Raw genomic sequence first — 11,660 nt, 5'->3', positions numbered from 1 at the left:
TGCAGCCAAATGGAATCATTTGGCGTCCGCACAAATGCGGCAAAACAAACAGTTAGACCGCAAGCCCCAATTAAATTAAAATCCTTTCCGCTCTGGTGCCTGCCCCCTCATTTGGCCCAAAAAAAACCCCGCGCGCCCCCCCGGCCGCGCGGGATTTTTTTTAATCAGAAAGTCTGGCTAATGCACGGAAAGGCTTAGAAAAAGCCCTTCCGTTGCCACCAGCCGGCACGCTTCGGCTTGTCCTCAGCCTTTGCTTCCTCGGTCTTTGCCTCGTCGGGGACGATCGAGGAGACGACCGGCACGACCGGAGCATCCACCGGTACGGGCTTGCGCCGCGACGGCCGGACCTTCGGCGTTTCCTCGGCAGCCGCCGCTTCGGTCTCCTGCGGAACCGGCGTGGGGGTCTCGCCGGAAGTCACTGAGGCGGCCTCGGCAGCCGATGTATCGGCGCCCGCAATCTCGGCAACCGCATCCGCCGCAACCTTCTTCGGCTTGGCGGCACGGCGCGGCTTCTTCGGCTTTTCGGCGCTCGGCATGTCGTCGTTCGCCGGAGCGAGCACCGCAAGCTCTTCGGCCGGCGGCGCACCTTCCGGCTCGCCGGTTACGGGCTCTGCTTCCGACACGGCACCTTCCGTCATGGCGGCTGGCTCGCCGGGGGCAGCTTCCAAGCCGTCCTCGCCGTCCTCACGACGATTGCGCTTGCCGCCGCGCTTGCCGCGCCGGCGCTTCTTGCCGTGACCGTCGTCCGCCGCTTCCGCCGTTTCGGCAACACCGGCCGGCGTTTCACGTTCCGCTTCGGCGCCTTGATCGCCGGCGGCTACGAAGGCATCGTCTATCGGCGCCGAAACGGAAGCACCTTCCACAGCAGCGCCATGCTCGCGATCGGCGTGTTCACGTTCCCCGTGTTCACGATCCCCGTGTTCACGATCCTTGCCGCCGCGCCGTCTGCGGCGCTTGCGGCGCTTGCGATCGCGGCCTTCGCCGTCCTCGCCGGACCTTGGCTGCTGCGGCTGCTGGGCAGGGCGTGGCTGCTCGGCCTGCACCGGTGCCTCGTCTTCCTCTTCGATGACGATCTCGTCCTCGGGTTCTTCCGGCTCGACATAGGCCGGGAACGTGCGCGCCTCGACAAAGCCTTCCGGCTTTTCGGCCAGCGCGCCGCGGAAGATGGCATAGTGTTGTGCACCGACCGCGTCATCGGCTTCGATGGTGATGGTCACGCCGAAGCGGTGCTCGAATTCCACCAGCGTGCCGCGCTTGTGATTGAGCACATAGAGCGCGGTCGCCGCCGGCGTCCGCACCGTGATGTGGCTGCGCGAATCCTTGAGCAGGAATTCCTCGATTGCCCGCACCACCATCAGCGCGACCGACGAATCGGAGCGCACATGGCCGGTGCCGCCGCAATGCGGGCAAGGCTTCATGGTCGATTCCAGCACGCTGGCACGGATGCGCTGGCGCGACATCTCCATCAGGCCGAAATGCGAGATGCGGCCGACCTGGATGCGGGCACGATCGTTCTTGAGGTGATCCTTCAGCCGCTTCTCGACGGAGCGGTTGTTGCGGTTCTCCTCCATATCGATGAAGTCGATGACGATGAGGCCGGCGAGATCGCGCAGCCTCAATTGCCGGGCGACTTCCTCGGCGGCTTCCAGATTGGTGTGAAGTGCGGTGTCCTCGATCGAGTGCTCCTTGGTGGAACGGCCCGAATTGACGTCGATGGCGACCAGCGCTTCCGTCTGGTTGATGATGATGTAGCCGCCGCTCTTCAGCGTCACCTGCGGCTGCAGCATGCGGTCGAGCTGCGCTTCGATGCCGTTGCGCACAAAGATTGGCGTCGTGTCGCGGAACGGCTGAACCACCTTGGCGTGGCTCGGCATCAGCATGCGCATGAAGTCCTTGGCCTCACGGTAGCCTTCTTCGCCGGAAACCAGGATCTCGTCGATATCCTTGTTGTAGAGGTCGCGCACCGAGCGCTTGATCAGGCTGCCTTCCTCATAGACCAGGGCAGGGGCCGTCGATTGCAGCGTCAGATTGCGAACATTTTCCCAAAGTCGCATCAAATATTCGTAGTCGCGCTTGATCTCTGCCTTGGTGCGGCTTTCGCCGGCCGTACGCAGGATGACACCCATGCCTTGCGGCACTTCGAGATCGGCGACCACTTCCTTCAGCCGCTTGCGGTCCTGCGCATTGGTGATCTTGCGCGAAATACCGCCGCCGCGTGCCGTGTTCGGCATCAGCACCGAATAGCGGCCGGCCAGCGACAGGTAGGTGGTCAGCGCTGCACCCTTGTTGCCGCGCTCTTCCTTGACGACCTGTACCAGCAGGATCTGCCGGCGCTTGATCACTTCCTGAATCTTGTACTGGCGGCGCACCGGCTTGCGGCGGTTGCGCACTTCTTCGAGCGCGTCTTCAGCGCCGACCGATTCGATCTCGTGATCGTCCGGATGCGAGGATTGCACCTCCTCCAGCATGCCGCGATCATTGTCTTCGGACGTCGCTTCGCCGCTTGTCTCGGCCCCGCCTGTCTCGACTTGTGGGACGGCTTCGGAGATTACGTCGGCATCGACGCTGGCAGCGATGGAACTCGATCCGCCTTCGGAAGGCTCGGTCTCGCCGCTATCAGCGACTTCTTCAATCTGTCCAGCGGCATCCTCGCTCTGTCCGGCAGTGTCGGACGTGGTGTTGTCGGCAACGGCATCCAGCTTTTCTGCGACGGCATCTTCGCCGTTCTCGCCATTCTCACCGTCGGCCGCGCCTGCCTCGCGCCTGTGCTCGCCGCGGTCGCGGCTCTTGCCGCCGCGCCGGCGTCCGCGCTTGCCACGGTCGCGGCTCTGGCGGTCCTCGCCTTCGGCTTCCTCGTCCTCTTCGTCCTGGGCTTCCTGTGCTTCCGCACGCAGCAGCGCCTGACGGTCGGCGACCGGAATCTGGTAGTAGTCGGGATGTATTTCACTGAAGGCGAGGAAACCGTGACGGTTGCCGCCATATTCGACAAAGGCTGCCTGGAGGGAAGGTTCGACGCGCGTTACGCGGGCGAGATAGATGTTTCCTTTGAGCTGCTTCTTGTCCTGGGATTCAAAGTCGAATTCTTCAATACGGTTACCGCGAACGACGACAACGCGTGTTTCCTCCGGGTGGGAGGCGTCTATCAGCATTTTGTTGGGCATTATTTCGTTTCCTCCCGGCAGCCGTCGGCCGCAGCTTGCAGGACACTGCCCGCTGCCGTGGACCTGGAACATGGGTGCCGGACAATTGAACGTCCGCCGGCCGCTGCCTGAGCGCCATGGCGGTGCCGCCCGCAGCCGTAGTGGCGCGGTTTGTTGCGGACCTTTCCATGATTGCGCTTGAAGCCATCGTCACCAGCAGAACCTTTTGAACCAAAGCCCGGAAAAAACCGGACCAGCTTGTTTGCTCATACAGAGCCGGCACGGGACAATCCCGGCCGTTTTGCTCACGCAGGCGATTCCCCCGCCACGGGAGCACGCCTGCGAAAATCGTCGCGATCACCGATGCCTTCTTCGCCTGAAGCGAAAGGAGCCGTCTTGCGTCTGACCTGTAGCAGGAAGCTGCGGAGGAGGACGGTTCCAGGATTGCAGTGATCCACCATCGCTTTTATGATTTGGCGGGTTGGAAGGCAACCCCGATTCCCGATGCCGGCAAAAAGCCGTTCCGCAGCGGAAGCCCCGGTTCCAAGCCTTCCATGAAAAGGCTTGGTTAACCTTCTCTGGATACCAATCGTTAATCGAGTTCGCGGCCTGCCAGCACTTTGACAAGCAATAGGGCACTTCGACAAGCGATCGGGCATGACGCCAACGGGAGCGATTGGTAGAAAGATGGGACTGGCAGGCTTCGCAGACAAGGGCCGTCATCATGGAGGCTGGTTCTTCCGCACCGCCTGCCTGCTGCCGCTGATCCTGGCTTGCCTGGTCTTTTCGCCGCTTTCGCGTGCTGCCGACGCACCGCTCGGTGCCATAAGCTACAAGATGGCCGGCGATGCCACCAAGATGCGTATCGTCATCAATTTCGACCGCGAGCCCGACATCAAATGGTTCCTGCTGCGCGGCCCCAATCGCCTGGTCATCGATCTCCCGGCCACGAGATTCGCCCTCAATGCCAAGGATATGAAGCCGCGCGGGCTTGTCCGCGCCGTGCGTTACGGCGGACTCGGCGAGGGGAAATCGCGGCTGATTCTCACCGGCAAGGGACCGTTCGCCGTCGACAATCTCGACGTGCTCAAGAACGATGACGGCAACGGCTACCGCATCGCCATCGACATGTCGGCGGCCTCGCAGCGGGAATTCGACGCAGCGCTCGCCAATCAGGCGCTGACCACCGGTTCGACGGTCTCCGCCGACAAGGCCGGCAGGGTCGGTACCGGGCCGGTCTCCAATCCGGGCCATCGTTTCACCGTCGTCATCGATCCCGGCCATGGCGGCATCGACGGCGGCGCCGAGGGCCTGAACGGGACGGTCGAGAAGAACGTGACGCTCGCCTTCGCCATGGAACTGCGCGACAAGCTCGCCGCCGGCGGCAAATACGACGTGTTCCTGACACGTGAGACCGACGTGTTCCTGCGGCTCGACGACCGCGTGCGCATTGCCCGCCAGCATGAGGCCGACCTGCTCATCTCGATCCATGCCGACACGATCAGCCTCAAGGGCATTCGCGGCGCAACGGTCTACACCGTGTCCGACAAGGCTTCCGATCCCGAGGCGCAGGCGCTTGCCGACCGTGAAAATCTTTCCGACCAGTTCGCCGGCATGGAGATCAAGGACGACAGCAAGGAAGTGACCGATATCCTGATCGACCTGATCCGCCGCGAGACGCATAATTTTTCGATGAGCTTCGCCCATACTCTCGTCGGACAGCTTTCCACCAGCGTCGGTCTGATCAACAACCCGCAGCGTTCTGCCGGCTTCAAGGTGCTGAAAGCGCCGGACGTTCCATCCGTGCTGGTCGAACTCGGCTATCTGTCGAACGCCAAGGACGAAGCGCAATTGCTCAGCGCCGATTGGCGCAACAAGGCGACCCAGAGCATAACCAACGCCGTTGCCCTATTTGCTTCGGCCAAGAGCGGAACGGGGGCCGGAGGCTGAAATGTCCGCCGGCGCCCACAACCTGAAGCAGCGTTGCACGGCGACAACACCCTGTGCTTTTATTTCCGGCATTCGAAACCGAAATTCCACGCTGCCGTATTTTGCCCACATGGTCGCGACATGGGTTTTGCGATTACGGTTTGGGATCGTCCCGAAAGCTTGCGCGAAGGGCGGCTTCGTTTAGGAAATTCCCGAACCAAGGACTGGAGCGGGTATGATTCGTCTCATTGGCTATTTCTTCGGCATCGGCACGACGCTGGCCCTTTTGGTCGCGGCGGGCGTGGCGATCTATATCGGCCATTTGTCGAAGGACCTGCCCGATTACGAGGTGCTGGCCAAATACGAGCCGCCGGTGACGACCCGCATCCACGCGTCGGATGGCGCGCTGATGGCCGAATATGCGCGTGAGCGGCGGCTTTATCTGCCGATTCAGGCGATCCCGGATCGTGTCAAGGCGGCCTTCCTGTCGGCCGAGGACAAGAACTTTTACAATCACCCCGGCATCGACGTGACCGGCCTTGGCCGGGCCATTGTCGTCAACCTGCAGAATGTTGGCTCGGGAAAGCGCCAGGTCGGCGCCTCGACCATCACCCAGCAGGTGGCGAAGAACTTCCTGTTGTCTTCAGACCAGACCTACGAGCGCAAGATCAAGGAGATGATCCTCGCCTTCCGCATCGAGCAGGCCTACTCGAAGGATCGCATTCTCGAGCTCTATCTCAACGAGATTTTCTTCGGCTTCGGCGCCTATGGCGTCGCCGGTGCTGCGCTAACCTATTTCGACAAATCGGTGAACGAGCTCACCGTGGCCGAAGCCGCCTATCTCGCCTCTCTGCCGAAGGGGCCGAACAACTACCATCCCTTCAAGCATGCCGATCGCGCCTTGGAGCGCCGCAACTGGGTGATCGACCAGATGGTCGAGAACGGTTACGTCACGCATGAGGAAGGCGAGAAGGCCAAGGCCGAGCCGCTCGGCGTCACGCCGCGCCGCACCGGCAACTATCTCTTCGCCGGGGAGTATTTCACCGAGGAAGTGCGTCGCCAGATCATCGCGCGCTATGGCGAGAATGCGCTCTACGAGGGCGGCCTTTCCGTCCGCACGACGCTCGATCCGAAGATGCAGCTGATTGCCCGCAAGGCCATGCAGAACGGACTTATGAAGTTCGACACGCTGCGCGGCTACCGCGGGCCGGTCACGAGCATCGACGTTTCCGGCGACTGGGGCGTGCCGCTGGGCAACGTCAAGCGGTTGGAGGACGTGCCGGAATGGTCGCTCGCCGTCGTGCTCGACAGCTCGGCCACCGGCCTGTCCATCGGCCTGCAGCCGACGCGCCAGATCTCCGGCGAAATCGTCAAGGACCGCGTCGAAGGCACTGTCAGCAAGGAAGACATGAGCTTCGCCATGCGCCACGTGGTCGACGGCAGGACCGTCAAGGCGAAGTCGCCCGCCGACGTGTTGAAGCCGGGCGACGTGATTTTCGTGCAGAAGAACGACGGCTCGGACAACAGCTACAGCTTGCGCCAGGTTCCCGAAGTGGAAGGCGGCCTGATCGCCATGGACCCGCATACCGGACGCGTCCTGGCCATGGTCGGCGGTTTCTCCTACGCGCAATCGGAGTTCAACCGGGCGACGCAGGCCATGCGCCAGCCGGGATCGTCGTTCAAGCCGATCGTCTATTCGGCCGCCCTCGACAATGGCTATACCCCCGCCTCCGTGATCATGGACGGGCCGATCACCATCCAGAGCGGCAACACGACCTGGACGCCCAAGAACTACGACGGAACGGTGGCCGGCCCGGCGACGTTGCGCTCCGGCATCGAGAAATCGCGCAATCTGATGACGGTGCGGCTTGCCAACGACATGGGCATGAAGCTGGTCGTGGAATATGCCGAGCGTTTCGGCGTCTACGACCACCTGGCGCCGTATCTGCCGATGGCGCTGGGATCCGGCGAGACGACGGTGATGCGCATGGTGTCGGCCTATTCGATCATGGCCAATGGCGGCAAGTCGATCAAGCCGTCGCTGATCGACCGCATCCAGGATCGCTACGGCAAGACCGTCTTTAGGCAGGACGAACGCGGCTGCTCGAACTGCAATGCCGCCGAGTGGCAGGACCAGCCAGAGCCGGAGCTGGTCGACAACTCCGAGCAGGTGCTCGATCCGATGACCGCCTACCAGATCACATCGATGATGGAGGGCGTCGTGCAACGCGGTACCGGCGCCACCATCAACGAGCTTGGCCGTCACATCGCCGGCAAGACCGGAACGACCAACGACGAAAAGGATGCCTGGTTCATCGGCTATACGCCGAACCTCGTTGTCGGCCTCTATATGGGCTACGATCAGCCGAAAGGTCTTGGCAAGGGCGCGACCGGCGGCGGCCTTGCCGCGCCGATCTTCAAGGATTTCATGCGCGTGGCGCTGGATGGCACGCCCAATGTCGACTTCAAGGTTCCGGAAGGCATGAAGCTGATTGCGATCAATCGCAAGACCGGCATGCGAGCCAACGCGGGCGACGCCGGAACCATCACCGAAGCCTTCAAGCCGGGTACCGGTCCCGCCGACAGCTATTGGGTGATCGGCATGGGTGCGGACGGCTCCAACGCCACCGGCGGGGCGCTGTCGCCGCAGGCCAACCAGGCCATCCAGTCGGGCGGCGGCGGGCTCTACTGACAATCGCTACATCGGGTCGGGCCGACTTGACGATGATGGTCGAGCCGGCCCATTCCGCTTTACAGGGGCCGGTGCCGTCCCTATGTATCGCGCCATCAAGCCGCCATTTAGCAACAGGACAGAACAGCCAGCCATGCGCGCGGAAACGCAAAATATTGTCGACGAGATCAGGCAGGCGATAACCCTGCTGAGGAGGCATCTTTGACTGGGATCAAGCCATAAAGCGGCTTGAGTACCTGAATGTCCGTGCCGAGGATTCGAGCCTCTGGAACGAGCCGCTGGAAGCGCAAAAGCTGATGCGCGAGCGTCAGGGCCTCGAGGAAGGTATTGCCGCGGTCAAAGGCCTCACCCAGGCCCTGGAAGACAATATCGGCCTGATCGAGCTTGGCGAGGAAGAGGGCGACGAGGGCGTAATCGCGGAGGCCGAAGCGGCGATCCGCTCGATGCGCGGCGAGGCCAAGGCGCGCCAGATCGAAACGCTGCTGTCGGGCGAGGCTGACGCCAACGATAGCTATCTGGAAGTCCATGCTGGCGCCGGCGGCACCGAAAGCCAGGACTGGGCCTCGATGCTTCTGCGCATGTATACGCGCTGGGCCGAGCGCCGCCGCTTCAAGGTCGAAGTGCTGGAAGTACATGACGGTGAAGAAGCCGGCATCAAGTCCGCCACGCTGCTGATCAAGGGCCACAACGCCTACGGCTGGCTGAAGACGGAATCCGGCGTGCATCGTCTCGTGCGGATTTCGCCCTATGACAGCAATGCGCGCCGCCACACCTCCTTCGCCAGCGTCTGGGTCTATCCCGTCATCGACGATACGATCGACATCGACGTTTCCGAATCCGACGTCCGTATCGACACGTATCGGTCGTCGGGATCGGGCGGCCAGCACGTCAACACCACCGATTCGGCCGTGCGCATAACCCATCTCGCCACCGGCATCGCGGTTGCCTGCCAGGCCGAGCGCTCCCAGCACAAGAACAAGGCCAAGGCCTGGGAAATGCTGCGCTCGCGGCTTTACGAGGAAGAGCTGAAGAAGCGCGAAGCGGTGGCGGACGCCACGGAAGCGTCGAAGAGCGATATCGGCTGGGGCCACCAGATACGGTCCTACGTGCTGCAGCCCTATCAGTTGGTGAAAGATCTGCGCACCGGTGTCGAGAGCACCAGCCCGTCGAGCGTGCTCGACGGCGACCTCGATGATTTCATGGAAGCCTCGCTGTCGCAGCGGATCGAGGGTGGCGCCGGCGAAACGGTGGCCGATATCGACTGAGGCCGCCGGGCACCAATCCGGCAGGAATGTGGGTTCATCACGCGAGAGTTACGGCCATCGTGCGAGAGTGACGAGCTCTCAATTTGCACCTACCTGTCGTTCTACAACTTTGTTTTTCGTAGAGTTTTTCAAAATCGATTTCCGCTTTTGACGCGGATGCCTCGGGCCTGCCGGTGCCAAGCCTGGAACCAGCGCGAGCCAAATCCCGTTATTGGCGATCCCTCTGCCGGGGGTCGACGAGGTTCGTCAACCAGGGCGGCAGGTTGGTTCCGGCTGCAGAGGTCGGCGTTCGATTGCGACAGCAATTCCTTGCGCCAACCAAGGAATCAGCCCAGCATTCATGCGCTGGGGAGGAAAAAAGCATTTATGGCCGGACGCGGCGTATCTGCGACCTGACGATCCGGCCACTGGGAAGACACGTTCCGGGAACGGGCAAGCGAAATGCTTGACAACCGTTGATAGGAACTGCGCTCATGCCTGCTCTCACAACCAGACCGGCCCCAGTCGCCCGCACGGCGCGCCGACTCCTGAATTCACTTGTCGCGGCAGTGGTTTTGATTGCTGCCGCCATTCCATTTGCGGCGCCTGCTCTGGCGCATGATGCCAAGCCGACCGCGGCAATGCCGCAAGGCTGGAGCTATCCGTTCTCCTGCTGCTCGGGCTATGATTGCCGCGAGGTCTCTCAGACATCGATCAGCGAACGTCCCGAGGGCTATGTCATCAAAGGAACCGGGGAAGTCGTGGCCTATAGCGACAAGCGGATCAAGAATTCGCCCGACGGCGAATATCATTGGTGCTCCGTTGCCGGTGCCAATGACGGAAAGACCATCTGCCTGTTCGTGCCCCCATCGTCCTACTAGCGCATGACGCCCAAAAGCTTGCCCACGGGCTGACCCGAGCGTGTGCAGCGGTTTTGGATCGATGGGCCTTCGATCTGTGCATCGCAGGCTCACAGGTCTGCTGACCGGCAGTTGTCAGGAGCGTTTCTTTATGCTGCCTTTGCCGTACGGGGCGGCGGCATTGTGAGGGACCAATTCATGACCATCAAGGCAAGCTGCCACTGCAAGGCGACGACGTTCGAGGTTTCGCAAGCGCCGCAGACAGTGACGCGATGCACCTGTTCCTTCTGTTCGAAACGCGGTTCGTTGTGGGCCTATTACACCCCATCGCAATTCAGACTCACCAGCCCGCCGGAGAATGTTTCGTTCTACCAGTGGGGATCGAAAACCATAAAACACGGTTTTTGCGCCACCTGCGGCTGCGGCACCTTCACCGAGACGCCGGACTGGTCGACAGGCGAGCCGAATTTCGACAATCCGAAGATCAGCGTGAACTCGCGGCTGTTCGACGATTTCGATCTCGACAAGGTCGAAGTGGTGGTCATCGACGGCAAGAATCTCTGGTAGCCGATCGAATTGGGGTGGTCGCGCGAGCCGCTGCAGGCGTGTGGAATTGAGCCGGGGAAAGCCGCGGCAACGGCTTTTGCTGGTCCGTTTTTCGCCGCATTTCATGGTACAAGTCGCTGGAAGGGCTGATGCGGTGCGCCGTTGCGCGACCGTGGAATGGAGAGGGACCACCATATGAAAAAGATTGTGCTCGCCGTCGTGGCGACGGCTGTGCTCGTGAGCGCATGCACCACCGATCCCTACACCGGGGAACAGAAGGTTTCCAACACCGCTGCCGGCGCCGGTCTCGGTGCTTTGGCGGGTGCCGGGCTCGGCATGCTTGCCGGCGGTAACGACCGCCGCAACGCGCTGATCGGCGCGGGCATCGGCGCGCTTGCCGGCGGTGCCATCGGTGCCACCATGGACCAGAACGAGGCCGAACTGCGCCGACAGCTTCAGGGCACCGGCGTCAGCGTCACCCGCACCGGCGACCAGATCATCCTCAATATGCCGTCCGACATCACCTTCAACGTCGACCAGGACGCGGTGAAGGCCGGTTTCTATCCGGTGCTGAATTCGGTTGCCCTTGTGCTGAAAAAGTTCCGGCAGACCACCGTCGACGTGTTCGGCCACACCGACTCGACCGGCGGCGACGAGCACAATTTCGACCTGTCGCAGCGCCGTGCTTTGGCGGTCGCCAACTATCTGTCCGGACAGGGCGTCGATTCCCGCCGCTTCGCCGTCACCGGCTTCGGCAAGACGCGTCCGATCGCCTCCAATGCGACGGCTGCCGGCCGGGCTCAGAACCGCCGCGTCGAGATCCAGCTGTCGCCGCTCACCTGAGGCAAGCACATGAACCGAGAGCGGCCCCGCAAGGGGCCGCTCTAATGGTTATGCCGGACCACCGGCCGCCGGCGCCCTTCGTTCGCGATATCAGGACCGGGCCGGCTGATCGACAATTGCGGCAACGATCCGGCGCACGATCGGAAGCACAATCAGCAGGCTGGGAAACGCAACAAGCCATGAAGCGCCCCACGCATAGCTCCAGGCCGCTATAAACCCGTTCGTCCAGCCTGCGCCGATTGCCGTCGAAACCGCCGAGACAATCGAGGACATCAGAATCGAAAGAACCAACGGCATCACCACCGCGCCGTAGGAGGGCGGCAGCTTTCTCAACTTGAAGGCTCGGTCCGGTGATGCTTGCATCGAAATCTCCTAATAAAAAAATATGCGTAGGCGCTATTGTGAG

Annotated in this window: 8 protein-coding genes; 6 read left to right on the top strand and 2 right to left on the bottom strand. The window is 62.1% G+C overall.

The window, feature by feature from the left end; all coding sequences use genetic code 11:
- Positions 1 to 194 precede the first annotated feature (194 nt).
- On the bottom strand, positions 195 to 3,161 hold the full coding sequence (locus tag NKI25_RS17495; protein WP_352998858.1) for an Rne/Rng family ribonuclease: 2,967 nt from the start codon (positions 3,159 to 3,161) through the stop codon (positions 195 to 197).
- Positions 3,162 to 3,827: 666 nt separating this feature from the next.
- Here NKI25_RS17495 and NKI25_RS17490 point away from each other — a divergent pair.
- The 6 genes from NKI25_RS17490 to NKI25_RS17465 all read left to right on the top strand — a co-directional run bounded on the left by NKI25_RS17490 (position 3,828) and on the right by NKI25_RS17465 (position 11,254).
- A complete protein-coding gene (locus NKI25_RS17490) occupies positions 3,828 to 5,090 on the top strand; it encodes an N-acetylmuramoyl-L-alanine amidase (RefSeq protein WP_352593831.1) in 1,263 nt (420 codons plus the stop codon).
- 214 nt (positions 5,091 to 5,304) lie between these two features.
- On the top strand, positions 5,305 to 7,761 hold the full coding sequence (locus NKI25_RS17485) for a penicillin-binding protein 1A (RefSeq protein ID WP_023679927.1): 2,457 nt from the start codon (positions 5,305 to 5,307) through the stop codon (positions 7,759 to 7,761).
- A gap of 133 nt (positions 7,762 to 7,894) precedes the next feature.
- Positions 7,895 to 9,026, top strand: a protein-coding gene (gene prfB / locus NKI25_RS17480) for a peptide chain release factor 2 (RefSeq protein WP_156937454.1) whose coding sequence is annotated in 2 segments (ribosomal slippage) — positions 7,895 to 7,960 and positions 7,962 to 9,026 — 1,131 coding nt in all. Because the reading frame shifts where the segments join, the coding sequence is not laid out codon by codon here.
- A 473-nt stretch (positions 9,027 to 9,499) separates the two neighbouring features.
- Positions 9,500 to 9,886, top strand: coding sequence for a hypothetical protein (locus tag NKI25_RS17475; protein ID WP_031212810.1), 387 nt, complete (start codon positions 9,500 to 9,502; stop codon positions 9,884 to 9,886).
- Positions 9,887 to 10,063: 177 nt separating this feature from the next.
- Positions 10,064 to 10,432: a GFA family protein gene (locus NKI25_RS17470; protein ID WP_023679923.1), complete on the top strand. Its 369-nt coding sequence runs from the start codon at positions 10,064 to 10,066 to the stop codon at positions 10,430 to 10,432.
- A gap of 174 nt (positions 10,433 to 10,606) precedes the next feature.
- On the top strand, positions 10,607 to 11,254 hold the full coding sequence (locus tag NKI25_RS17465; protein WP_023679922.1) for a YiaD family glycine zipper/OmpA-like lipoprotein: 648 nt from the start codon (positions 10,607 to 10,609) through the stop codon (positions 11,252 to 11,254).
- Between the two features lie 90 nt (positions 11,255 to 11,344).
- Here NKI25_RS17465 and NKI25_RS17460 read toward each other — a convergent pair whose 3' ends face one another.
- Positions 11,345 to 11,617 (bottom strand): DUF2798 domain-containing protein, encoded by a 273-nt coding sequence (locus NKI25_RS17460; RefSeq protein ID WP_023679921.1) that lies wholly within the window; start codon positions 11,615 to 11,617, stop codon positions 11,345 to 11,347.
- Positions 11,618 to 11,660: the final 43 nt, after the last annotated feature.

The sequence above is a fragment of the Mesorhizobium sp. M0808 genome, from assembly GCF_040320025.1.
Lineage (GTDB): Bacteria > Pseudomonadota > Alphaproteobacteria > Rhizobiales > Rhizobiaceae > Mesorhizobium.
Note: the sequence above shows the minus strand (reverse complement) of the source record. Positions and strands in the feature narration are given on the sequence as shown.

Bases quoted from the DNA above. Each gene is read 5' to 3' on its own strand.
- NKI25_RS17475 (WP_031212810.1), top strand. From the start codon at position 9,500: ATGCCTGCTCTCACAACCAGACCGGCCCCAGTCGCCCGCACGGCGCGC.
- NKI25_RS17460 (WP_023679921.1), bottom strand. From the start codon at position 11,617: ATGCAAGCATCACCGGACCGAGCCTTCAAGTTGAGAAAGCTGCCGCCC.
- NKI25_RS17465 (WP_023679922.1), top strand. From the start codon at position 10,607: ATGAAAAAGATTGTGCTCGCCGTCGTGGCGACGGCTGTGCTCGTGAGC.
- NKI25_RS17490 (WP_352593831.1), top strand. From the start codon at position 3,828: ATGGGACTGGCAGGCTTCGCAGACAAGGGCCGTCATCATGGAGGCTGG.
- NKI25_RS17470 (WP_023679923.1), top strand. From the start codon at position 10,064: ATGACCATCAAGGCAAGCTGCCACTGCAAGGCGACGACGTTCGAGGTT.
- NKI25_RS17485 (WP_023679927.1), top strand. From the start codon at position 5,305: ATGATTCGTCTCATTGGCTATTTCTTCGGCATCGGCACGACGCTGGCC.
- NKI25_RS17495 (WP_352998858.1), bottom strand. From the start codon at position 3,161: ATGCCCAACAAAATGCTGATAGACGCCTCCCACCCGGAGGAAACACGC.